21 protein-coding genes are annotated in these 21,466 nt (G+C 69.5%); 12 read left to right on the top strand and 9 right to left on the bottom strand.

What is annotated here, in order from left to right; translation table 11 throughout:
• Positions 1–101: 101 nt before the first annotated feature.
• Both H0X95_RS03565 and H0X95_RS03560 read left to right on the top strand, forming a co-directional pair.
• Positions 102–1,232 carry an ABC transporter substrate-binding protein gene (locus H0X95_RS03565; RefSeq protein WP_059720811.1) on the top strand — a complete coding sequence of 377 codons (1,131 nt, stop codon included), beginning with the start codon at positions 102–104 and terminating at the stop codon, positions 1,230–1,232.
• Positions 1,229–3,001 (top strand): sensor domain-containing diguanylate cyclase, encoded by a 1,773-nt coding sequence (locus H0X95_RS03560; RefSeq protein WP_059720812.1) that lies wholly within the window; start codon positions 1,229–1,231, stop codon positions 2,999–3,001. Before H0X95_RS03565 ends, H0X95_RS03560 begins: the two co-directional genes overlap by 4 nt.
• Before the next feature lie 84 nt (positions 3,002–3,085).
• Here the strand turns inward: H0X95_RS03560 and H0X95_RS03555 are convergent, their stop codons facing one another.
• From H0X95_RS03555 to H0X95_RS03545, 3 genes are all read right to left on the bottom strand, one after another.
• Positions 3,086–3,385, bottom strand: a complete 300-nt coding sequence (locus tag H0X95_RS03555; RefSeq protein ID WP_006486001.1) for a DUF4148 domain-containing protein — start codon at positions 3,383–3,385, stop codon at positions 3,086–3,088.
• Positions 3,386–3,659: 274 nt separating this feature from the next.
• Positions 3,660–3,917, bottom strand: coding sequence for a hypothetical protein (locus H0X95_RS03550; protein ID WP_006478949.1), 258 nt, complete (start codon positions 3,915–3,917; stop codon positions 3,660–3,662).
• A 422-nt stretch (positions 3,918–4,339) separates the two neighbouring features.
• Positions 4,340–5,206, bottom strand: a complete 867-nt coding sequence (locus tag H0X95_RS03545) for a sulfite exporter TauE/SafE family protein (protein ID WP_043033098.1) — start codon at positions 5,204–5,206, stop codon at positions 4,340–4,342.
• A gap of 321 nt (positions 5,207–5,527) precedes the next feature.
• Between H0X95_RS03545 and H0X95_RS03540 the strand changes: the two genes are divergently transcribed.
• Positions 5,528–6,424: a LysR family transcriptional regulator gene (locus tag H0X95_RS03540; RefSeq protein WP_059720814.1), complete on the top strand. Its 897-nt coding sequence runs from the start codon at positions 5,528–5,530 to the stop codon at positions 6,422–6,424.
• Between the two features lie 118 nt (positions 6,425–6,542).
• Positions 6,543–7,175: a LysE family translocator gene (locus tag H0X95_RS03535; protein WP_006494750.1), complete on the top strand. Its 633-nt coding sequence runs from the start codon at positions 6,543–6,545 to the stop codon at positions 7,173–7,175.
• An 18-nt stretch (positions 7,176–7,193) separates the two neighbouring features.
• On the opposite strand, the gene yddG is transcribed toward H0X95_RS03535, so the two are convergent.
• On the bottom strand, positions 7,194–8,135 hold the full coding sequence (yddG, locus tag H0X95_RS03530; RefSeq protein ID WP_143272892.1) for an aromatic amino acid DMT transporter YddG: 942 nt from the start codon (positions 8,133–8,135) through the stop codon (positions 7,194–7,196).
• Positions 8,136–8,703: 568 nt separating this feature from the next.
• Positions 8,704–10,389 carry a purple acid phosphatase family protein gene (locus H0X95_RS03525; RefSeq protein WP_059720815.1) on the bottom strand — a complete coding sequence of 562 codons (1,686 nt, stop codon included), beginning with the start codon at positions 10,387–10,389 and terminating at the stop codon, positions 8,704–8,706.
• Between the two features lie 323 nt (positions 10,390–10,712).
• Here H0X95_RS03525 and H0X95_RS03520 point away from each other — a divergent pair, with 323 nt between their 5' ends.
• The 7 genes from H0X95_RS03520 (at position 10,713) to H0X95_RS03490 (ending at position 15,986) form a co-directional block, all read left to right on the top strand.
• Positions 10,713–11,012 (top strand): YXWGXW repeat-containing protein, encoded by a 300-nt coding sequence (locus tag H0X95_RS03520; protein ID WP_006493271.1) that lies wholly within the window; start codon positions 10,713–10,715, stop codon positions 11,010–11,012.
• A gap of 226 nt (positions 11,013–11,238) precedes the next feature.
• Positions 11,239–12,024, top strand: a complete 786-nt coding sequence (locus H0X95_RS03515) for an RNA polymerase sigma factor (RefSeq protein WP_080403479.1) — start codon at positions 11,239–11,241, stop codon at positions 12,022–12,024.
• Positions 12,021–12,440, top strand: a complete 420-nt coding sequence (locus H0X95_RS03510; protein WP_006494754.1) for a hypothetical protein — start codon at positions 12,021–12,023, stop codon at positions 12,438–12,440. The genes H0X95_RS03515 and H0X95_RS03510 overlap by 4 nt, the downstream gene beginning before the upstream one ends.
• Positions 12,437–12,940 carry a periplasmic heavy metal sensor gene (locus H0X95_RS03505; protein ID WP_048988148.1) on the top strand — a complete coding sequence of 168 codons (504 nt, stop codon included), beginning with the start codon at positions 12,437–12,439 and terminating at the stop codon, positions 12,938–12,940. The genes H0X95_RS03510 and H0X95_RS03505 overlap by 4 nt, the downstream gene beginning before the upstream one ends.
• Positions 12,941–13,156: 216 nt before the next feature.
• Positions 13,157–14,551 (top strand): DUF1800 domain-containing protein, encoded by a 1,395-nt coding sequence (locus tag H0X95_RS03500; protein WP_034202274.1) that lies wholly within the window; start codon positions 13,157–13,159, stop codon positions 14,549–14,551.
• A gap of 2 nt (positions 14,552–14,553) precedes the next feature.
• Entirely contained in the window at positions 14,554–15,711 is a 1,158-nt protein-coding gene (locus H0X95_RS03495; RefSeq protein WP_058903185.1) for a DUF1501 domain-containing protein, read from the top strand.
• A 56-nt stretch (positions 15,712–15,767) separates the two neighbouring features.
• Positions 15,768–15,986, top strand: a complete 219-nt coding sequence (locus H0X95_RS03490; RefSeq protein ID WP_006483699.1) for a YXWGXW repeat-containing protein — start codon at positions 15,768–15,770, stop codon at positions 15,984–15,986.
• Between the two features lie 126 nt (positions 15,987–16,112).
• On the opposite strand, the gene H0X95_RS03485 is transcribed toward H0X95_RS03490, so the two are convergent.
• From H0X95_RS03485 to H0X95_RS03475, 3 genes are all read right to left on the bottom strand, one after another.
• Positions 16,113–17,312 carry a tyrosine-type recombinase/integrase gene (locus H0X95_RS03485; RefSeq protein WP_034202275.1) on the bottom strand — a complete coding sequence of 400 codons (1,200 nt, stop codon included), beginning with the start codon at positions 17,310–17,312 and terminating at the stop codon, positions 16,113–16,115.
• Positions 17,313–17,405: 93 nt separating this feature from the next.
• Positions 17,406–18,161, bottom strand: coding sequence for an SDR family NAD(P)-dependent oxidoreductase (locus H0X95_RS03480; protein WP_059720816.1), 756 nt, complete (start codon positions 18,159–18,161; stop codon positions 17,406–17,408).
• A gap of 111 nt (positions 18,162–18,272) precedes the next feature.
• Positions 18,273–19,448, bottom strand: coding sequence for a helix-turn-helix transcriptional regulator (locus H0X95_RS03475; RefSeq protein WP_059720817.1), 1,176 nt, complete (start codon positions 19,446–19,448; stop codon positions 18,273–18,275).
• A gap of 221 nt (positions 19,449–19,669) precedes the next feature.
• Here H0X95_RS03475 and H0X95_RS03470 point away from each other — a divergent pair, with 221 nt between their 5' ends.
• Positions 19,670–20,050, top strand: a complete 381-nt coding sequence (locus H0X95_RS03470; RefSeq protein ID WP_034202277.1) for a DUF4377 domain-containing protein — start codon at positions 19,670–19,672, stop codon at positions 20,048–20,050.
• 9 nt (positions 20,051–20,059) lie between these two features.
• On the opposite strand, the gene H0X95_RS03465 is transcribed toward H0X95_RS03470, so the two are convergent.
• A complete protein-coding gene (locus H0X95_RS03465) occupies positions 20,060–21,448 on the bottom strand; it encodes a DHA2 family efflux MFS transporter permease subunit (protein WP_059720843.1) in 1,389 nt (462 codons plus the stop codon).
• Between the last annotated feature and the right edge of the window lie 18 nt (positions 21,449–21,466).

Raw genomic sequence — 21,466 nt, 5'->3', positions numbered from 1 at the left:
GCCAATGAATATGCGCCGTGTGCGGCTTGTTCCGATTGCGTGACCCTGCGTTTTATGGTCTCGTTGCGGGATATCGCATCGACTCGAAAAAGGACAGTCGAATGCAGCCGGGCGATTCACGCGGGGTCCGATTGATCAGGGGAATCGGCGCAGGCACGCGCGCGCGCCGCGCCGTGCGTACGCTGCTTGTCATATTGACGGTAGGCTTACTGGCGCCCGTCCCGCCGGCCGTCGCTGCCTCACCCGAAACCGTCAACGACAACGTGCTGCGCGTGCTGGCGTGGCCCGGTTATGCGGACAGCGATATCGTCAGCGCATTCGAGGCGCAGTTTCATGTGCGTGTGGAAGTGACGCTGGTCGATTCCGACGAAGCGTTGTGGACGCGGTTGCACAGCGCATCGCCGCCGCCGTACGACGTGCTGGCCGCGAACACGGCCGAGATCCAGCGCTATGCGCATGAGCACCTGCTCGCGCCGGTCGACCTGTCGCGCATCCCGAACCGGCGGCGGCAGTTGCCGAATTTCCAGCAGATCGCGACGATCGGCGGCCTCGTGCAGGACGGCGCGTCCTACGCAGTCCCGTTCACCTATTCGTCGATGGGGCTGATCTACGACCGCAAGCAGGTGCCGGCCGCGCCGCGCTCGATGCGCGAACTGTGGAATCCGCGCTATCGCGGCAAGGTGCTCGACTTCAACAGCGCGCAGCACAATTTCTCGTTCACGGCGCTGGCGCTCGGCTATCCCGATCCGTTCCGTCTGTCGCCCGCGCAGACACTTGCCGTCGCGCGCAAGCTGATCGACCTGCGCCGCAACCTGCTGACCTACTACACGCTTCCGGAAGAGGCGACCGCGCTGTTCGTCCAGCATCGCGCGGCGCTGATGTTCGGCAACTACGGCACGCAGCAGGTCGAGCAGTTGCGCCGCGCCGGCGCGGACGTCGGCTACGTGATCCCGGACGAAGGCGCGCTCGCGTGGCTCGACTGCTGGGCCGTCACGCGCGGCGCGCTGCGTCCCGAGCTCGCGTTCGCGTGGATCAACTACATGCTCGAACCGGCGATCGGCGCGCTGCTGACCGAGCGCCAGGGACTCGCGAACACGCTCGAGCCGCCGCGCGGCCTCGACACCGGGCACGAGCATCTCGTATGGCTTCAGCCCGTGGAGGACATCGCGCGCCGCGAATCGCTGTGGGGCCGCATCGTGTCGGGCGACCGGCCGGAGCGGTTCGGAAAATGATCCGGCTCGGGCTCACGTCGAAGCTGTCGGTGCTGTTCGCGTGCATTGGCGTGATCGCGTCCGGCACGACCGGCTACTACGCGTATCGCGCCAACCGCGCGATGCTCGTGCAGGAGGCGCAGCACAGTCTGCTGATGTCGACGCAACTGCTCGGGCAGCGCTTCACGACCGCGCTCGCCGACGTCGCCGACGATGCGCTCGTGCTCGCGCAGTTGCCGTCGTCCGCGTTCGTCGCGGGCGCCGACCATCCGGACGAAGCGCGCCGCATGCGGCTCGAACAGGTGTATTACAGCTTCATGCGGAATCACGCGGAGTACCTGCAGATCCGTCTGATCGCGCGCGGGCATTTCGGGATCGAACGCATTCGCCTCGATCGCGATGCGCGCGGCATCGTCGTGCTGCCCGAACGCGAATTCCAGGAGAAAGGGCAGTTCTCCTATGTATTCGATACGCTCGCGACGGCGCCTGGCCACATCTACCTGTCGCCGATCGTGGTCAATCACGAGACGGGCTCGCACGCGGCGGAGGGGCTGCCGATCCTGCGCGTGGGCACGCCGGTGGTCGACGCAGCGGGGCAGACGGTCGGCGCGCTCGTCGTCGACGTCGAGCTGTCGCGCGTGTTCGACCGGCTCGAACGCGATTTGCCGGACGACTATGCGGTCTATCTCGCGAACGAGTGGGGCGATTTTCTCGTGCATCCCGATCCGGAACAGACGTTCGGCTTCGATCGCGGCCGGCGCGTGCTGATGCAGGATCGCTTTGCCGTCACGCGCGCGCTGTTCGACAGCGGACGCATGAACGTGACGCTCAATGGCCTCGCGCAGCCCGACGCGGCGCCCGGCCAGATGTTCGCGTTCGTCCGCACGCCGTTCGGGCACGACGAGGGCAACCGCTTCGTCGTGCTGGGGATGGGCCGGCCGCTCGCCGACGTGCTCGCGCCGGCCGGCATGCTGGGCGAACGGATCGTCAGGATGGTGCTCGTATCGAGCCTGCTGGCGGTCATCCTCGCGATCCTGTTCGCGCGGGCGATCACGCGGCCGTTGCAGGCGCTGGCGTGTGCCGCCACGCACGTGTTCGACGATCCGGCCGCCGAACGGCTGCCGGTCGCGCGGGCCGACGAGATCGGCGTGCTCGCGCGCTGTTTCGACAGCATGCGCGTCGAGATTCGCACACAGGTCGCGATGCTGCGCGCGAAGCAGCAGGAGCTCACGCACCTCGCCGGCCACGATCCGCTGACGGGCCTGCCGAACCGCCTGCTGTTCATGGAGCATCTCGATGCCGCGATCCGGCGTGCGGCCGCGGTGCGCGAGGGGCTGGCGGTGATGTTCGTCGATCTCGACCGCTTCAAGCAGATCAACGACCAGCACGGGCATTCGGTTGGCGACCGTACGCTCGTTGCAGTCGCGAAGCGGTTGAGCCAGGTGCTGCGCAGCGGCGACATGGTGGCGCGGCTGGGCGGCGACGAATTCATCGTGCTGATGTCGGATGTGCGTTCGCCGGCGGTGATCGGCGATGTCGCGTCGCGCATCCAGATCGTGATGGCCGAGGCGCTCGAGTTCGACGAAGGGCGCATGGCCGTCGGCGCGAGCATCGGCGTCAGCGAGTTTCCGGCGGATGGCGCGTCGGCCGAGGAGTTGCTCGTCAAGGCCGACGCGGCGATGTACGCGGCGAAGGCGTCCCCGCAGTGCGTGTGCGTGCGCTACCAGGATCTGGTGCGCAGCGGCGCACCCGACGAGACTGGCCGCGTCGCATCCGGCGGCAGCCGCTGACCGCGGGCCGAAACGCGACGAGCCCGTCGCGGGACGGGCTCGTCGCATGGGCGGGCTGCAGGTGCGAAGCGCGCAGCGGCAGGCTTAGTGGCCGAAGTAGACCGAGTCGCGCGGGTTCTGCGCGCGGACGACCGGTGCGCCGCCCTCGACGGTCGCGGCCGGTTGCGAGCCGGCGCCGCTGTTGTCGATGCCGTGCACGCGGGCTTGCGCGGCCTGGATGTCGGCCGGGTAGTACGGGCTCGACTGGCTGGGCTTGTAGCCCGCGTTTTCGAGCTGGACCAGTTCGTTGCGCACCTGGGCGCGGGTCACGGTGCTTTGGGCGAATGCGCCGAACGACGCGGACAGGGCGGCGGCGGCAACGACTGCGGAAACGAGCGATTTCATGATGACCTCCGATGTTTATTGGCTTTCCGCGTTCGACACCATGTCGTCAGCGGTTGATTACATCGTAGGCGTCGCTTCACCTAGGGTAAACGCGAGTTTGAGTGAAAGATCGTTGCGCTCGAGGTAATAATTTCGAGACGAACGTCTTCCGTCCCCATTCGGTATTGCGGGGATTGCAAGCAATTGGCGGGAGCGTGAACAGAGGGGCGGGCACGGGCATGCGCGCGGCGGCAAGGGCCGCCGAATATCGCGTCGAAGCGGCGGGGCTGTCGGATCAGACCCCGTCGTCGTCGATTTCCTTGCGCTCGCGGCGTTCTTCGTTGCCGCGCCGCGCGCGCAGGCGCTGGCGGGACAGGACGGCGATCACCTGCTGGGTCGGCGCGCCGGACGGCAGCTCGTTGCGGATGCGGTCGGGGACCATCGGCAGGCCGGCGCGCTGCCGGCGCAGCGCCTTGGCGATTGCCCGGCGGCATTCGTCGCCGTGGCAATCCCATTCATCGCGGATTCTCTGGCAATAACGGCATTGTTCCATCCGACTAGTCTAACGCGTCTTCGGGAATGGAGCAGGGCGCGGGGCCGGACGGGCTGCGTGCCGGGCGGCGGCGATGGCCGACGGCTCGGAGGCGGGCGATGGCAGGCTGAATCGGATTGCGAATCAAATCGACCGGAACCGTTCATCGACACGACGGTTTCGCGCCTGCTCCAGACGGATGCCTTGCGCGCGGACGGGGCCGCCGCGCGTCAGCGGAGCGACCAGATGCCCCAGATCGCGATCAACAGGCCAAGGCCCAATCCGCAGCCCAGCAATACATACGTTTCCATTTCTTGCCTCTGACGACATGGCCATGCTGACATCGGTATCAGCGTACGCGCAGCAAAGCCGGCCGCGTATCGTCCGCGCTGTCGGTCGGAGCGATACGCCGGGTGGTCTGCGCATACTACGCGTGGCAGCTTTCAGAACGCATGCGCGATCGACGGCTTGGTCGCGTGCACGCCACCCGTCTGGGCCGTGGCCGATCCGCCGTGCCGAAATACGCCCGACTTCCAGATCATCTGCGCCGCCGCGACGAGCACGAACAGCAGGACGACCATCCTGAAGATCCGGGGCGACATCTTGTCCCGCAGCGGGCGAACCAGCCACATGCCGGCAATCGCCGGCAGGCTGGCGGCCGCCGAGATCGCGAGGTCGGCGCCGCTCGCGTGCGCCGCGCCGCTGAACGTCGTGATCAGCGTGACGATCGACACCACGAGGATGATCGCGATCTGCTTCGTGAATACGCGCCCGGTCGCGCCCGACGAAATCAGGTAGGTGGCGAGCAGCGGGCCGGGCACCGATGCGATGCTTTCCATCAGCGCCGCACCGAAGCCGAGCGCGAAACCGACGGGCTTTTGCCACGCTTGCGGCAGGTCGAGCTTCGGCGCCGCGAGCATCAGTGTCGCGGCCACGATCAGCAGCGCGCCGGAGGCGGCCTGTGCGTGACCGGGATTGAGGGACAGCAGGATCGCCACGCCGACGACATTGCCGATCACGGTGCCGGCGATCGGGGCCGCGATCTTGCGTGCCGTCGCGAGCACCTGGCCACCTTCCAGCGCCTGCGGGATGTTGCCGAGGATGATCGGCATCGACAGCAGCAGCACCGCATGCCGGATCGGCAGGAACTGGCTGAGGATCGGCATCGCGATCAGCGGCACGCCGATGCCGGTGATGCCCTTGGCCATCCCGCCGAGCAGCAGCGCGACGGCGATGCCGGCCAGTTCGAACGCGGTGAGCCCCTGCAGGCTGGAGACCAGCACCCCTTCAGTCAGATTGAAATGCATCATGGAATGGCATGTCGCGGCGTAGCCGGCAGCGAGCGTCGTCGACGGCGCCCGTGGCGGTCGCGTGCATCGTGCACGCAAGGTGTTCGGGATCGGTGCGAACCTGATCGGCCGGTTGTGCGGCCCGGCCCGTCGTGCAGCGTGATGCGCCTGCATCGACGCGGCGGTTCGATCACGCATCTTACCCGAGCGTTGCATCCGGCATTCGGCTCGCGGATGGCGCGGTGCGCGTGTCGGCTGCATGACCGTCGCACCGGTTCAATATAATTCAAGTGAATCGGCCGTCTCATGCGCGGCATACATACCTTCGAACGAGGAAATCCGATGACGCTCGCCCAGTTGCAGGCCCTCGCTGCCGTGGTCGAACTCGGCTCGCTGACGGCCGCGGCAGACCGGCTCAGCCGCAGTCAATCCGCGATCAGCCATGCGCTGACGGAGCTGGAGGATCTCACGCAGGTCAAGCTGCTCTGGCGCGACCGGCAGCCGGTCGTGCTGACGGCGGCCGGCGAACGCCTGTGGCCGTATGTTCAGAGCGTGGTGCGGGAAGCGCAGATGCTGCGCCAGCAGTTCAGCCTGTCGCGCGGCAAGCTCGAAGGGAAGCTGGTGGTTGCGTCGCTGCCGAGCGTGTCGCTGGCGTTCGTCGTTCCCGCCATCGAGGCGTTGAAGGAGATGCACCCGGGCGTATCGGCGGTGCTGCTCGAAGGCACGGACAGCGAAGTCGAAGGGTGGCTCGACGACGGCACGGCCGACGTCGGCGTGGTGGCCGGCACGAAGACGTTCGCGCACCACCTGCCGCTGCTCGACGAGGATTTCGTCGCGGTGGCGGCCGACGACATGTTCGCCGGCCGCAAGAGCGTGTCGGCCCGGCAGCTGGCCGCGGCGCCGTTCATTTTCTCGAAGGCGGGATGCGGGCCGGTGATCGCGGATTACTTCGCGCGCGGCGGCGCGCCGCTTCGGGCCGCATTCAACGTGGTCGAGATGCGCACGATCCTGTCGATGGCGGAGGCCGGCATGGGTGTGTCGATCGTGCCGCGCATCACGCTCACGTACACGCCGTTCGGCGGGCGCGTGCTGGCGCTGTCGCCACGGCTGCATCGCTCGGTGCGACTGGCGTGGAATACCGCCGGCAACGCGGTCACCGACGCGTTCGTACGGCTCGTCGACGCGCAACGCGCGAAGGCGGAAAAGACGGTCCGGACCCGTGCGAAAAAGGGCAGATAGCGACGGGCGGACACGATGAACGGCGCTCATGGGGCGCTTGCAGTTTATTCACAATGGCGAAGGTCAACATGCAATACATTGTTCTGACCTCGTGATCGTTGCCCTGAAGGAGTGCGCCGTGCCAGCCTTGCCCACCCTGTTTGCGTTCGGACTCGTGTCGCTCGGCATGGTGCTGACGCCCGGGCCGAACATGATCTATCTGGTTTCGCGCTCAATCTGCCAGGGCCGCCGCGCCGGGCTGGTGTCGCTCGGCGGTGTCGCGCTGGGATTCGTGTTCTACATGGTGTGCGCGGCCGTGGGCATCACCGCGCTGGTGATGACCGTGCCGTATGCGTACGATGCGCTGCGCGTTGCCGGCGCGCTGTATCTGGCGTACCTGGCGTGGCAGGCGCTGAAGCCGGGCGGGCGCTCCGCGTTCCAGGTCCGGCAGTTGCCGCACGACAGCCGCGCGAGGCTGTTCACGATGGGCTTCGTCACGAACCTCGCGAACCCGAAGATCGCGGTGATGTATCTGTCGTTGCTGCCGCAGTTCATCGTGCCGGGGCACGGCAGCGTGTTCGCGCAATCGCTGGCGCTCGGCTGCGTGCAGATCGCGGTGAGCGTCAGCGTCAACGCGCTGATCGCGTGCGCGGCGGGTTCGATCGCGGGTTTTCTCGCGGGGCGGCCGCTCTGGGCGGCGGTTCAGCGCTGGCTGATGGGGACGGTGCTGGCCGGGCTGGCCGTGCGGATCGCGCTGGAATCGCAAAGTTGACGATGGCACCGGGCCTCGTCACCCGTGGCAGCTACCGTCGGCCTCGTTGACGATCCGCACGGGCCTGGCCTTGTCACGGCGGCTGCGCGTCGCGAGCCAGCACAGGATCGAGCCGCCGCACACCATCGACGCGCCTTGCCAGAACTCGGCCGACAGCGGCGCGTGCAGCAGCGTGGCGGCGACGGCGGCGGCGAGCACCGGCGTGAAATACGACGCGCCGACGATGACCGTCACGTTGCCGTGCATGATGCCGGTGTTCCAGGCCGCATAGCCGAAGCCGAGCGCCGACGCCGCCAGCACGAGATACCCGACCGCGTGCAAACTGAACGTCATGCCGCCGCCGCCTTCGATCGCGAACTTGATCCAGAGCACCGCGGCGACCAGCATGAAGAACGGCGTGACGCCGTTCTTGCCGTCGGCGATGCGCGCGGTCACCGTGCAATAGCCGGCCCAGATCAGCGCGCCGACGAACGCCAGCCCGTAGCTGAGCGGATTGTCCGCGACGTTGCGCAGCATGCCGGCCGGATCGAGCCCCTGGTCGCCGCCGAGCACCCGGCAGATGCCGAGCATCGACAGCAGGACGCCGGGCACGACCAGCAGATTCGCGCGCTGCTGGTTGAACGCGATGGCGGCGACCAGCGTGAGACTCGGCCACAGATAGTTGACCATCGCGACTTCGATCGCCTGCCGACCGTTGCTCGCATAGCCGATCGACAGCGACAGGCACAGCTCGTACGACACGAACAGCAGCCCGCCCCACAGCAGGTAGTTTTTCGGGAATCGGCTCAGGTCGGGGAAGCCGATCGAGAACAGCAGAAGCACGGACGCCACCGTATAGATCATCGCCGCGCCGCCGGTCGCGCCGAGGCTTTCGCTGACGCCGCGAACGAGCGCGACCACCGAGGCCCATAACAGCACCGCACCGAGCCCGATGAGCGTTGCCTTGTTCTTGCGTTTCATGCTTGCTGCCTGTTTCAACATGCCAATTCGATTTCGGATGACGCGATGGCGCCGGGCAGTGCCCGCCATGCTCCGGAACGCGCCGTCGACGATCGGCTGCGCGACCGCGTCGAGATCGGGCGCATCGGGCGCATCGGGCAGCACGAGCGCCGGATTCTTGCCGCCGCACTCTAGCACGATGCGCTTCAGGTCGAATTCGGCCGAGTACTCGAGGAATTGCCGCCGGGGTCCGCCGGGTCGGCGAAGCTCACCGTGTCGACGTCCGCGTGCCGGCTTCACGAAACCACCAAGAGAGGGCCGCCTTGTCATCCGGCACGACGGTTTCGAGCCGCCGTCGCGTGGCCGGCATCGGGTCCTCGTGTTCGGCACCAACCGCGACACGGGTGACTGGCTGTTCCACAACCCGTCCGGGTTCGACGTGCGCACGCAGCAAAACGTGGCGATGCCGCGCGCGACGTTCGACCGGTACTTCGCGAATCGCGGCATCCTGGTCGCCCCGTCACGTTGCGCGCGCAACGAGCCTGGCGATCGAAGCGTGAGACGCCCGCCGCAGCGGGCGCCCGTCCGGTCACCGCTCGTGCCGCTTCTTGCTCAGTTCGATCGTCTCGAACAGCTCGTACTGCGCGGTCGGGTGCTGGTCGGCGCCCGGCGCGTGGTAGTAGCGCATCGTGATCGTCGTGTGGCCGCCCGGCTTGCCCGGATCGTGGTCGAACACCGCGATCCCGTAGCCGGTGCCCGTGTCGCGGCGCGCGGACCAGATCGCATCCTCGAGCGCATCGGCCGGCTGGCGCACGAACGTGTTCGGCGCGGTGCCGGGCACCGGCCGGTTCGGCTTCGTGAACACCTTCGCCTGCGCAAAGCCGGTCGACGGGTTTTCGCCGTACACGTCGAGCGGCGCGCTGGTGCCGCCGCCGCCGAGGATCAGGTGGATCGTGCCGTGGCTCGTGTCGAACGTCGTACGGTTCGGATCGTTCGAGCCGACCGGGCGCGGCTGCAGCGTTTCGACCACTTCGCCGGTTTTCGCGTCGACGCCTGCGCGGTGATTGCAGCCGCGCACTGGATAGCTGCGCTCGTAGTCGTGATCGTGGCCGCACAGCACGAGATCGACGCCGTAACGATCGAACAGCGGCAGCCACGCTTCGCGAATGCCCTTGTCGGACCCGTTGCCCGTCTTCGACGAACTGAGCGCGTCCTGGTGCATCTGCACGACGATCCAGTCGATGTCGTCGTCATGCGCGGCGTGACGCAGCGTACGTTCGAGCCAGCGCGTCTGCTCGCCGTTGCTGTAGCCGCGCACGTAGAACGACGTGCCGGGCTCGATCGGCGGGCGACCGGTGCTCGCGGCCGGCACGAGCGGCGCGGGGCCGCCGACGAACGCGGCGGCGTCCTGGTACACGACGTCGTCGGCGTCGAGCGACACGAACAGCACGGAGCTCACACGGAAGCTATACCAGCGGCCGGGGAAATGCGTGCCGTTCTCCGGCAGCGTATAGCGGGCGAGATACGAGTCGAGCCCCTGCGGACCGTTGTTGAACTCGATCTCGTGATTGCCGGGGCATGGCATCCACGGGCGATTCGCGGCCGACGTCTGGTTGTTGTTGCCGAAATCGCGCCACACCTCGGGCTGGTGCGCGGGGTTCAGGTTCGCGTAGCAGAGGTCGCCGTTCAGCAGGTGGAACAGCGGCTGGAACTGCTCGACGGCCTGCACCGCGAAGCGGCTTTGCGGCGACGACAGCACCCACGCGCCGTTGGGCGTCGCGAGATCGCCGTAGCTCGTGAAACGGAACGGCGCCCGGCCGCGCGGCGCGGTCGAAAAATGCGCGGAGAACGGCTGTGCCGCATTGCCGTCGTTGTCGGCCGTGATCTCGTAGCGGTAGCGCGTATCCGGTTTCAGCCCGTGCGCGCGCGCGTGGTACGCGAACACGGTCTCGCCGTTCAGGCCGTCGGTGTACAGGCGCTGGACGCCGTGCACCGTGCGCGCCGGCTCGCCGTCGGCGACGATGCGCGCGCGCGGATTGACGGCCGGTGCGAGCGACGCCCACGAGATCACGACTTCGGACGTCGGGTCGTTGCCCCACGTCAGGTGAACCTGCTCGGGCGTGCCGTCCGGGTTCGACGCGGCGGCGCGGGCCGCCGCGAGCCCGCCGGCGGCGGTGGCGAGGCCGGAGACGCCGGCGAGTTTCAGGAAGCCGCGACGCGACACGGAGGCGGCCGGCTCGTTCGGCTGGTCAGGGAGAGTGTCCTGGTTCGACATGGTCGGTGTTTTTCGTTGATGGGGCGCGAGACGCGGAACCGCGCGGCCGTGCGCGCGCACGGCCGGGGCGTGGGCCGGAAACGAGCGGGATCCCGGTCGCATGCATTGTCGAAGGGCAGTTTTGCCGCGTTGTGACAGTGCCGCAACCCTGCGCCTGCGGCCGCCGATGTGCAGAGGCGCGCGTCGTGGCTGCCGGTCCGCTCCCGCGCCCGTTCACTTTCTCCGAAATTTATTTGCCGATACCGCGACGGATTTCTCCCGTCCGCTCCGTTTAACGCATGAACGACCGCTTCCGGTCGATGCCCGTTATTTCGGAGTCTTTCATGAAACTTTCCGTTCCATTGCGATTGGCCGTCGGATGCCTGGCTGCGCTCGCGACGTCCGCCGTATTCGCGCAGGCCGTCATCGTCGCGCCTTACGCGCCGCCGCCGCCGCGCGTCGAAGTCATGCCGGCGCCGCGTGCCGGTTACGTATGGGATCAGGGCCACTGGCACTGGCGGCAGGGCCGCTACGTGTGGATTCCGGGCCACTGGCAAGTGGTGCGGGTCGGTTACCACTGGGTGCCCGGACACTGGGCCGCGCGCGGCCCGGCCTGGCGCTGGGTGCCGGGCCACTGGGCCTGACGTGCAGGCCGCCGCGCGGCACGCGATGCCGGCGCAGCGGATATTTCACGCAACATCATGAGTCGAAGCGATGCCTTTTCGAATCATCGTGATACTGGCGGCCGCGGCGATCGCGCTGGCCGGCTGCGTCGTGGTGCCGGCCCGTCCGGTGTATTACCGGCCCGCGCCGGTCGTCGTATATTGAGCGCGCCGGCCCACGCTCGCGTGGCGGGCTGCGAGGATCGACATGCGGCGCGAACCGGATGTCGATGAACCCGGCTCGGCCGGCACCGTGTGCGATGCCGGGCGCGACGCGCGCGGCGTCGACGCACCGTCGGCGTGGCGCCGTCCGGCGATGGCCCGACGCATGCAAGGAGAGCACGACGATGAGCTTCAGCCGGGCGGCGGGTCCCGCCGCCGTGACAGTGCGGCGCGCACGCGCCGCGCGACGGAGCAGGCGGCGTTGAGCGATTGCGGCGACCGCGATCCGGACGCGGAACTCGTCGCACGCGTCGGCGCGCGCGATGCGTCGGCGGTGCGCGTGCTCGTCGCGCGCAAGCTGCCGCGGCTGCTCGCGTTGGCGACGCGCATGCTCGGCGACCGGAGCGAAGCCGAGGACGTCGCACAGGAGACGTTCTTGCGAATCTGGAACCAGGCGCCGCGCTGGCGCGAAGGCGAAGCCCGCTTCGACACGTGGCTGCATCGCGTCGTGCTGAACCTGTGCTACGACCGGTTGCGCGGCCGGCGCGAGGCGCCCGTCGATACGCTGCCCGACGTGCCCGACACGCAACCGGAGCCGGCCGCGCATGCGGAACTGCGTTCGCGCGATGCGCGCGTGCGGCAGGCGCTGGCCGCGTTGCCGCCGAGGCAGCGGGAAGCGCTGGTGCTCCAGTACTATCAGGACATGTCGAACGTGGAAGCGGCCAACCTGATGGGCATCACCGTCGATGCGCTGGAAAGCCTGCTCGCCCGTGCGCGGCGCAACCTGCGCGCGCAACTGGCCGGCGACCCACCTAGCGAGGACAAGCGATGACACCCGAACGATTTCGTACCATCGTCGCCGCGTACGGCTCGGACGCGCGGCGCTGGCCGGCCGGCGAGCGCGCGGCCGCCGAGGCGTGGGCGCACGCGAACCCGCGCGAAGCGCTGCTGGCGCTCGACGATGCGGCCGACCTCGATGCGTGGCTCGCGTACGACACGGTCGCGCCTCCGGCGCCTGCGCTCGTCGAGCGCATCGTCGCGACGGCGCCCGCGCCGCAGCGCGCCCGCCGGCGCGGCGCCGTATGGTGGTCGGGCGCGGCGTTCGCGGGCGTCGGCCTGGCCGGCGCGCTCGCGGGGGCGGTGGCCGTGTCGATGCTGATGCTCGGCAGCGCGTCGCCGGCGCAGCACGAGCCGGGCTATCTGACGACGACGTTCGGCGGTCCGAGCGTGGACGGGAGTGACGAATGACCGAACGCGGCTGGAAATTCACCCTCGTCGGCTCGGTCGTGCTGAACGTGTTCATGCTCGGCGCGATCGGCGGCGGCGCGTATCAATGGTTCTCGACTCACCGCGACGGGCATGCGGCGGGCACACCCGCATCGCGCACCGCGTTGCGTTTCGCGGCGGACGGCTTGCCCGATGCGCGGCAGCGCGAATTCGCCGCGGCGCTGAAGGCGGCTCGCAAGAGCGGTCGCGATTTCGCGCGCGAAGGGCGCGACGGCCGGATCACCGTGCTGGACCTGCTCGCCGCGCCGCAACTCGATCGCGCGGCGATCGATGCGGCGCTCGACCGCACGCGCGCGGCCGACACCGCGATGCGTGCGCAGGTCGAGCGCAGCGTCGTCGATTTCGCGGCGACGCTGACGCCCGACGAGCGCGCGAAGTTCGTCGACGGGTTGCAGCACAGCGGCAACTGGCGTTTGCCGCCGAGGCTGCAGAAGAAACCGGACGCGTCGACGAGCGAGTAAGCCGCGCGTGGGCGGCGCGCGATCTGCGCGCCGCACGTGCGTCATGCGTGCGCCGGTTCCGGCGAATCGCGCGGTCGTTGTCCGTCGACGATCCACGCCGCCGTGTTGCGCGATTTCCGCCCGGCGCTTCCACAGCAAAAAATATTTTCCCGCCCCGCGACGGATTTCCCGGCGTGCTTGCGTTGAACGTGAATACGCACCGCAAGAGAGCCCGTCATGGACCACCCGAACGACGCCACGCCGGCCGCGATCGCGCTGAACCGCTTCGGTCTCGGCGCGCGCGCCGACGAAGCCCCGCCCGCCGACCCGAAGGCCGCATTGCTCGCCCAGTTCGACCGCTACGATGCGCGACCCGCCGCATGGGCCGGCGAGCCGGACGCGGTCACGCTCGCCACGCGCTTCGCGAACACCCGCAACGCGACGACGGGCGACGACGCGGCCGCGAAGCGCGCCACCGCGCAGTCGATCCGCCGCGACGGCTACGACGCGTATCGCGGCGCCGTCGCCGCGCGCATGAACAGCGCGCTGAACACGTCCACGCCGTTCGTCGAGCGTCTCGTGCATTTCTGGGCGAATCATTTCGCGGTGTCGGTCGACAAGGGGCAGGTGGCCGCGTACGCGGGCGCATTCGAACGCGACGCGATCCGTCCGCACGTGCTCGGCCGTTTCGAGGACATGCTCGTCGCCGTCGAGCAGCATCCCGCGATGCAGGTGTTCCTCGACCAGGCGCGCTCGGTCGGTCCCGACAGCCCGGCCGCACTGCGTGCGCAGGCACGCGATCCGTCCGCGAAGCGCGGGCTCAACGAGAACCTCGCACGCGAAATCATGGAGCTGCACACGCTCGGCGTGCGCACCGGCTACACGCAAGCCGACGTGACGGAATTCGCCCGCGCACTGACCGGCTGGAGCATCGCCGGCGGGCGCGGGGCGCAACCGGGCGATGCGGCGCCGGGCGCATTCGTGTTCCGGCCGAATCTGCACGAACCCGGCACGCGCACGGTGATGGGCCGCACCTACGATCAACCGGGTGAAGCGCAGGCGCGCGCGATCCTGCGCGACCTCGCGCGATCGTCGGCGACCGGCCGACACATCGCGTTCCAGCTCGCCCGTCATGTCGTCGCCGACAATCCGCCGCCCGCGCTGACCGAGCGGCTCGCGCGCGCCTTCGATGCGAGCGGCGGCGACCTGCCGACCGTCTATCGCGCGCTCGTCGACGCGCCCGACGCGTGGTCGCCGGTCAACCGCAAGTTCAAGACGCCGTGGGAGTGGGCCGTGTCGTCGCTGCGCGGGCTCGGCTGGCGCGACACCGGTGATCTCAAGGCCGCGCCGCTGCTCGCCCAGCTCGGCCAGCCGGTGTGGCGGCCGGGTTCACCGGCCGGCTACGACGACGTCGCCGCGAGCTGGGCCGCGCCCGATGCGCTGGTGCGCCGCGTCGAGATCGCGCAGCGTCTGGCCGCACGCACGGGCGACCGGCTCGATCCGCGCACGCTCGGCAACACGCTGCTCGCCGGTTCGCTGAGCGCGCCGACCGCGACCGCGCTCGCGCGCGCCGAAAGCGCGACGACGTCGCTCGCACTGCTGCTCGTTTCGCCCGATTTCCAACGGAGATGACCATGGCACTGTCCCGCCGACGATTCCTCAGTGTGGCCGCGGCCGGCGCGGGCGCGATGCTCGTCGCGCCGCGGCTCGTGTTCGCGAATGTCGAGACCGACCGGCGCTTCGTGTTCGTGATCCAGCGCGGCGCGGCCGACGGCCTGAACATCGTCGTCCCGTATGCGGAGCCCGCGTATGCGTCGCTGCGCGGCCCGCTCGCGATCGACACGACGGCCGCGACGCGGCTCGACGGCACGTTCGCGCTGCATCCGTCGCTCGCGCAAACCGCGCAGATGTACCGCGACGGTCAGGCGCTGTTCGTCCATGCGATCGCGTCGCCGTATCGCGACCGCTCGCATTTCGACGGCCAGAACGTGCTCGAAACGGGCGGCCGGGCGCCGTACCAGGTCAAGGACGGCTGGCTGAACCGGCTCGCCGCGCTGCTGCCGGCGACGCGCGACAACGCAATCGCGTTCGCGCCGACCGTACCGCTCGCGCTGCGCGGCGCGGTGCAGGCCGCGTCGTATGCGCCGTCCGGTTTGCCGGCCGCGCCGGACGATCTGCTCACGCGCGTGTCGGCGCTCTACGAAGCCGACGCGCAGCTCGGCCCGTTGTGGCAATCCGCGATGGAAGCACGCGGCCTCGCCGGCGACGCGCATGCGCGACAGGACCCGGCCGGCGTCGGCAAGCTCGCCGCGACGTTTCTCGCGCGCGACGACGGCCCGCGGATCGCGATGATCGAGACGGGCGGCTGGGATACCCATAGCGCGCAGAACGCGCGGCTCGCGAATCAGTTGAAGGCGCTCGACACGATGCTCGCCGCGCTGCGCGACGGCCTCGGGCCCGCGTGGCAGCAGACCACGGTGCTGGTCGCGACCGAGTTCGGCCGCACGGCCGCGGTGAACGGCACGGGCGGCACCGATCACGGGCAGGCGTCGGTCGCGATGCTCGCGGGCGGCGCGGTGGCAGGCGGCCGCGTGATCGCCGACTGGCCGGGGCTACGGCCGGGCGACCTGTACGAAGGGCGCGACCTGAAGCCGACTGCGTCGCTCGATGCGCTGATCGCGGGCGCCGCCGCCGACAGCCTGCGGCTCGACCCGCGCCGCACCGCATCCGCGCTGTTCGCGGAAAGCGGTGCGGCACGGCCGATGAGCGGCCTGATTCGCGCAGCCGCGTGACGCGTCGTGTCGCCGCGATCGGCCGACAACCGATGACACAACAGGGAGCATCGACAATGAAGATCCGGTCTGTTTCGCTCGCCATGCTGGTGAGCGCGAGCGCCGTGCTGATGTCCGCGTGCGTGGTCGAGCCCGTGCGGCCGCCGCAGCCCGCGCCCGTCGCCGAGGTGGCGCCGCCGCCGCCCGCACCCGGCTATCGCTGGGCCAGGGGGCATTACCGGTGGGCCGGCAATCACTGGGCGTGGGTGCCCGGGCACTGGGTGGCGGTGTACTGACACGGCAAGCGTGTCGACGTGTCACGCGGCGGGATCGACGCGCCGGAGCAAGCGGCGATGCGAAGTGCCGCAGCCACGGCGGATCTCGGCGGGATCGACCTCGTCCGTCGAGCGGCGGAACGCAGTCTAGTCCCACCCGATCCGGTGCTTCGCTTGCGTCTCGCGATGGCGCCAGTCGTCGTCCGCGTGAAGATACTGGCTCGTCGTCGTGAGCGACACATGGCCGAGGTTGTCGCGCACGAGCCGCAGATCGACGCGGCCGTCGGCCATGTGCGAGCCCGCGCTGTGACGCAGCCAGTGCGCGGACGCCTGTTCGAGCACGCGCGCCGCTTGCTCGCCGGCTTCGCCGTTCGCGCGCAGCCGGTCGGCCGCGTGCCGGAACACCTGCTTCACGATCCGGTGCAGTGCCGCACGCGTGAGCGGCTTGCGCGCCTGGCCGACCGGCAGCACGAGCGGCGTCGGCTCGCCGTCGACCGGCAGCGCGGGCAGGCCGTGCGCACGCCGGTAGCGCGCCAGCTCGGTCATCATCTCGTCGGTGGCCGGCACGAGCCGCTGCCGGCCGCCTTTGCCCGTCACGTCGAGCCACCAGCGTTCGTGCCCGTCCGCATCGCGGCGGCAGAAGAACCGGCCCATCGTCGTATCGGCCGCTTCGGTGATGCGCAGCCCGCCGAGATACAGCAACGTGAACAGCCAGCGCGCGCGATCCGCATGGAAGCGGGCGCGCGCATCGTCGCGCGGCATCGCGGCGATCGCATCCTTCACCGCTTGCCACAGCGGCTGCCCGAGATGGCGCGTGACGCGCGGCGCGGGCCGGCGCTGCCGCTGCCGCGACAACGCGAGCGGATTGCCGGCCAGATAGCCGGCCTGCACGAGCCACGAGAACATCACGTTCAGGATCACCAGCGCCTGCCGCTGGCTGGCTGCCGACAGCGGCCCGTAAAACGGCCGCCAGCGCGGATCGTCGCGCGGATGCTTGCGGCCGCCGTTCGCGCACCACAGCTCGGCCGGCGCGGGCGCGAGCAGGAATTGCCGGTACACGACGAGATCCTCGTGCGTGAGCGACGACAGCGGCTTGCCGCACGCGATCACGGCCCACAGCAGCAGGCGCTCGGCTTCCTTGCGGTAGTTCTGGAACGTGGCCGGCGTATCGACGAAGCGCGCGAGCCAGGCGCGCACGGCGTCGAGGTCATGGGTCGCGGCGATCTGCGGATGCGCGCTGCCCGAGCGGTTGGTGCCCGTGCGTCCGTCGAGCGCGGCCGGCACGGCCAGCGTATCGATCGGCAGCGGGCGCAGCGCGGTGTCGTCGGACGAAGCGGATGAGGTCATGCGAAGGAAACGCGCTGCGCGAACCGCGCGGGCGTGGCCGGGCGGACGAAGGCAGCGCGCCAAAGCGTATCGGGAAGCGCCGATGGTACACGATCACCACACGGTGAAGCCGCCGTCGACGGCGATCGCCTGGCCGGTCACGAAGCGTGCGGCGGGCGAGCACAGCCACATCACCGTTTCCGCGACGTCGCGCGGCTCGCCGAGCCGTGCCATCGGCGTGGCCTGCATCAGCCGCGCCATGTCGGCGCGGTTGTCCGGCCGGTCGGTGATCGCCGTGTTCGCGATGCCGCCGGGGCACACGGCGTTCACGCGAATGCCGCGGCTCGCATAGTCGAGCGCCACCGCTTTCGTGAGGCCGACGACACCGCTTTTCGACGCCGAATACGCGGCGAGCCCGCGGCCGCTGACGAGCCCCATGATCGACGACGTGTTGACGATCGCGCCGCCGCCCGATTGCAGCATGTGCCGGCATTCGTGCCGGATGCACAGCCACACGCCTTTCAGGTTGACCGCGATCGTGCGGTCCCATTCGTCCTCGTCGAATTCGGCGGCCGGTGCGCCGCGCGGCGCGATGCCCGCGTTGTTGAACGCGAGGTCGAGGCGGCCGAAGGTGTCGACCGTCGTGTCGATCGCATGGCGCACGTCGGCGTCGCGCGACACGTCGGTGCGCAGCACGATCGCCTTCGCGCCGAGGCGCTCGATCTCGTGCGCGGTGTCTTCCGCGGCCGCCACGGCGGTGTCCAGCAGCGCGACCTGCGCGCCGGCTTCGGCGAAGCACAGCGCGGCCTGGCGTCCGATGCCGGTCGCCGCGCCGGTCACGACGGCGACTTGTCCTGCGAAGCGTTCCATTCCTGTCTCCTGAAGCGCGGGTCGGACGGACAGGTTAGGCGGGCTGCGCCGATGCTTCGACGTTGAAACGGACTAGGCGGATTCGGCGGTGGCGGCATTGCGGCGAACGCTTCACCCCAGCGACAGCACGCTGTTCAACAACAGCCGCACCAGCGTTGCCTGCCGCGTGACACCGGTCTTCGAAAAGATCGCACGCAGATGCGAGCGCGCGGTGTTCTTGCTGATCGCCAGCTCGTCGGCCGCTTCCTCGAGCGTCTGTCCGTTGACGAGCGCGAGCGCCAGCGCGGTCTCGGCCGGCGTCAGGTCGAACAGCTTGCGCACGATCTCGTGCGACGCCTGCGACTTGCGCTCGGCATCGCGGATGAAGATCGCGCACGCCGGCCGGCGCGGATTGTCCTCCGACCACTCGCTGAGCGGCACCGCGCGGATCAGCACGCCGAGCCGCGGCTTGCCGGACGGGCGCGGCACCGCGATCGCGTGCGCGACCGACGGCGTGCTGCCCGTGCGTTCCGCGAGCACCTGGCGGATCAGCTTCTGCAGCTTGCGGTCCTCCAGCGGATACGACGCTTCGAGCGCGCCGCCGCGCACGCGCAGGCCGTCGCATTCGGCGAAGATCTCGTCGGCGACGGAATTGGTCTTCATGATCGCGCCGCGCTCGTCGAGGATCGCGGTGCCGACGAGCATGCGGTCGATCGTGCTGGCATACAACGTGCGCTCGGATTCGACCATCCCGAACTTCGCGTGCAGCCGCACCGCGCGCTTCAGGTGCGGCAGCAGCGCGTTGCACACGGCCTTGTCGGTCGCCGAGAACGCGTGGTCGCGATGCGAACGGCACACGCGAAAGCGGCACTCGACGCCGTCGTGCGTGCGCAGGTCGGCGCCCATCAGATGGCCGACGTCGAGCGGCCTCAGGAATTCGGCATACATCGCGCTGTTGCGCCAGACGCCGGCGCCGAGCAACTCGTCGACCGTGACGACGCGATCGGTCGGCAGGTTCACGAACGGGTCGAGCGCGTAGTAGTAGCTGTTGTACGACGCGACGCCCGGCAGCGGCGCGCTGTTTTCCGACGCATTGATCATCAGCCCCGCATGGCCGCTGGCGGGCCAGCGCAGGATCATCGTCGCGTAGTTCGCGTGCAGGTGCACGCGGATCTGTTCGAGCGCGCCGCCCCACGGGACGTCCTCGAGCGGGCCTTCGTAGATCTTCGTGAGCAAGGCGTCGAACTGCTCGAGCGTCAGTTTCGACTGGGCAAGATGCGGCGGCAGGGCCGCGGTCGCCGTGGTCATTCGGGTTGTCTCCTGTTGCGGCCGCCGGGTCGCGATGCGCTCGGCGTGCACGTGCGGACCGCCGGCGGCTGCGCAGAGCGGAACCGGAACACGGTAACGTATCGGCGCGCGCGACATCCCATAAATGAGGGTGGTCGAACCGGTTTTGTAAGGTATTTGTGAACTTTCGCGCCGGGCGGCTCGTCTAATCGAGCCCTCCAACGCTCCCAGAGGAACATCAGATGATTCGCCCTTCCCGAACGCTGCTTGGCGCGGCCATCCTTGCCGGCAGCACGCTCCTCGCCGGATGCCAGACCGATGCGGCGGCGACCGCGCCGGCCGCGGCCCGCCCGGCCGACGGCAAGCCCGTGACCCGGACCGTCTACGTCGCGCCGCAGTCCGCGCGCTGCACGGGCGTCGCGCCGATGGAGTGCCTGCAGGTGCGCAGCAGCCCGGGCGAGCCGTGGAGCCTGTGGTACGCGGGTATCGAAGGCTTTGCGTACCAGCCCGGCTACCTGTACACGCTCGAAGTCGACGAATATCGCGTCGCGCAGCCGCCGGCCGACGGTTCGTCGATCCGCTGGGTGCTCAAGCGCGTCGTCGAGCGCCGCCCGGTGAACTGACGGCCGCGATCACGCGGAAGGGCGCGCCGCCGCATGGGCCGGCGGCGCGGCCGTATCGATCCGCCGGAACACGACGGACGACAGCAGCGTCACGGCGCCCATGCACGCGAACGACAGCATGAACCCGTGCGCCATCGAGCCGCGATAGGCGGCGAACAGGTTGACGAGCCCGCCGCCGATCGAGACGCCCAGACCCATCGCGAGCATCTGCATCATCGTGAACAGGCTGTTGCCGCTGCCGGCGTCGGCATGCGACAGCCCCTTGAGCGTCACGCCGTTCATCGCCGCGAACTGCATCGAATTCGCCGCGCCGAACACGATCAGCAGCACGCCTTCCAGCACCGGCGCGGGCCGCGCCGACACCAGCGCGAACCCCGCGATCGCGCAGCCGACGATCCCCGTATTCACGACCAGAAACGTCGGATAGCCGAAGCGCTTCACGAGCGGCGCGATCCACCGTTTCGCGACGACGCCCGCGATCGCGGCCGGCAGCATCATCAGCCCCGACTGCAGCGGCGTATAGCCGAGCTGCACCTGCATCAACAGCGGCAGCATGAACGGCACCGAACTCGTGCCGATCCGGCACAGCAGGTTGCCGAGCAGCCCGGACCCGAAGTTCGGCTCGCGGAACAGCCCGAGCCGGAACAGCGGCTGCGCGCGTCGCCGCGCGTGCGGCAGATACGCGAGCGCGCTTGCCAGCCCGAGCACCGCGAGCGCGGCCGCCCACGCCGCGCGGTGCGCGGACATCGGCGGGTCGATCGCGAGCGACAGCGCGATCATCGCGGCCGACAGCAGCGCGCAGCCGACGAAGTCGAACGGCGGCGGCTGCGTCGCCTGGTCGTGCGGCAGGTAGCGCTGCACGGCGATGAAGCCGACCACGCCGACCGGCACGTTGACGATGAACACCCAGTGCCACGAAATCGCCTGCGTGAGCCAGCCGCCGAGCGTCGGCCCGACGATCGGGCCGAGCTGGCCGGCGATCGACACGAACGCGATCGCCGCGACGTACTGTTCGCCCGGCACGCGACGCAGCACGGCAAGCCGCCCGATCGGCAGCAGCATCGAGCCGCCGATGCCCTGCACGGCGCGCGCGACGACCAACTGGCCGAGCGTATGCGACGCCGCGCAGCCGATCGACGCGAGCACGAACACGAGGATCGCGACCGAGAACACGCGGCGCGTGCCGAACCGGTCGGCGAGCCAGCCGGACGCCGGCGTGAGCATCGCCATCGTCAGCGTGTAGACGACCACGACGGGCTGCATCGCGAGCGGCGACGCCTGCAGGCTTTGGGCGATCGACGGCAGCGCGGTGTTGACGATCGTCGTGTCGAGCGACTGCATGAAGAACGCAGCGGCGACGATCCAGAGCAGCGCGGAGTGTGTGGGTTCCCGGGACATGGCGAAATCGGTGGGGCG

Source organism: Burkholderia sp. 9779_493 (assembly GCF_015712215.1).
Taxonomy (GTDB): domain Bacteria; phylum Pseudomonadota; class Gammaproteobacteria; order Burkholderiales; family Burkholderiaceae; genus Burkholderia; species Burkholderia cenocepacia.
This window is presented reverse-complemented; position numbering and strand designations above follow the sequence as displayed.

Excerpts from the sequence above, each read along its gene's own strand:
- H0X95_RS03565 (WP_059720811.1), top strand. The coding sequence starts at position 102 with ATGCAGCCGGGCGATTCACGCGGGGTCCGATTGATCAGGGGAATCGGC.
- H0X95_RS03465 (WP_059720843.1), bottom strand. The coding sequence starts at position 21,448 with ATGTCCCGGGAACCCACACACTCCGCGCTGCTCTGGATCGTCGCCGCT.
- H0X95_RS03505 (WP_048988148.1), top strand. The coding sequence starts at position 12,437 with ATGACCGAACGCGGCTGGAAATTCACCCTCGTCGGCTCGGTCGTGCTG.
- H0X95_RS03480 (WP_059720816.1), bottom strand. The coding sequence starts at position 18,161 with ATGGAACGCTTCGCAGGACAAGTCGCCGTCGTGACCGGCGCGGCGACC.
- H0X95_RS03555 (WP_006486001.1), bottom strand. The coding sequence starts at position 3,385 with ATGAAATCGCTCGTTTCCGCAGTCGTTGCCGCCGCCGCCCTGTCCGCG.
- H0X95_RS03485 (WP_034202275.1), bottom strand. The coding sequence starts at position 17,312 with ATGACCTCATCCGCTTCGTCCGACGACACCGCGCTGCGCCCGCTGCCG.
- H0X95_RS03500 (WP_034202274.1), top strand. The coding sequence starts at position 13,157 with ATGGACCACCCGAACGACGCCACGCCGGCCGCGATCGCGCTGAACCGC.
- H0X95_RS03470 (WP_034202277.1), top strand. The coding sequence starts at position 19,670 with ATGATTCGCCCTTCCCGAACGCTGCTTGGCGCGGCCATCCTTGCCGGC.
- H0X95_RS03515 (WP_080403479.1), top strand. The coding sequence starts at position 11,239 with ATGCGGCGCGAACCGGATGTCGATGAACCCGGCTCGGCCGGCACCGTG.
- H0X95_RS03520 (WP_006493271.1), top strand. The coding sequence starts at position 10,713 with ATGAAACTTTCCGTTCCATTGCGATTGGCCGTCGGATGCCTGGCTGCG.
- H0X95_RS03560 (WP_059720812.1), top strand. The coding sequence starts at position 1,229 with ATGATCCGGCTCGGGCTCACGTCGAAGCTGTCGGTGCTGTTCGCGTGC.
- H0X95_RS03525 (WP_059720815.1), bottom strand. The coding sequence starts at position 10,389 with ATGTCGAACCAGGACACTCTCCCTGACCAGCCGAACGAGCCGGCCGCC.
- H0X95_RS03550 (WP_006478949.1), bottom strand. The coding sequence starts at position 3,917 with ATGGAACAATGCCGTTATTGCCAGAGAATCCGCGATGAATGGGATTGC.
- H0X95_RS03510 (WP_006494754.1), top strand. The coding sequence starts at position 12,021 with ATGACACCCGAACGATTTCGTACCATCGTCGCCGCGTACGGCTCGGAC.
- H0X95_RS03475 (WP_059720817.1), bottom strand. The coding sequence starts at position 19,448 with ATGACCACGGCGACCGCGGCCCTGCCGCCGCATCTTGCCCAGTCGAAA.
- H0X95_RS03545 (WP_043033098.1), bottom strand. The coding sequence starts at position 5,206 with ATGATGCATTTCAATCTGACTGAAGGGGTGCTGGTCTCCAGCCTGCAG.
- yddG (WP_143272892.1), bottom strand. The coding sequence starts at position 8,135 with ATGAAACGCAAGAACAAGGCAACGCTCATCGGGCTCGGTGCGGTGCTG.
- H0X95_RS03490 (WP_006483699.1), top strand. The coding sequence starts at position 15,768 with ATGAAGATCCGGTCTGTTTCGCTCGCCATGCTGGTGAGCGCGAGCGCC.
- H0X95_RS03495 (WP_058903185.1), top strand. The coding sequence starts at position 14,554 with ATGGCACTGTCCCGCCGACGATTCCTCAGTGTGGCCGCGGCCGGCGCG.
- H0X95_RS03540 (WP_059720814.1), top strand. The coding sequence starts at position 5,528 with ATGACGCTCGCCCAGTTGCAGGCCCTCGCTGCCGTGGTCGAACTCGGC.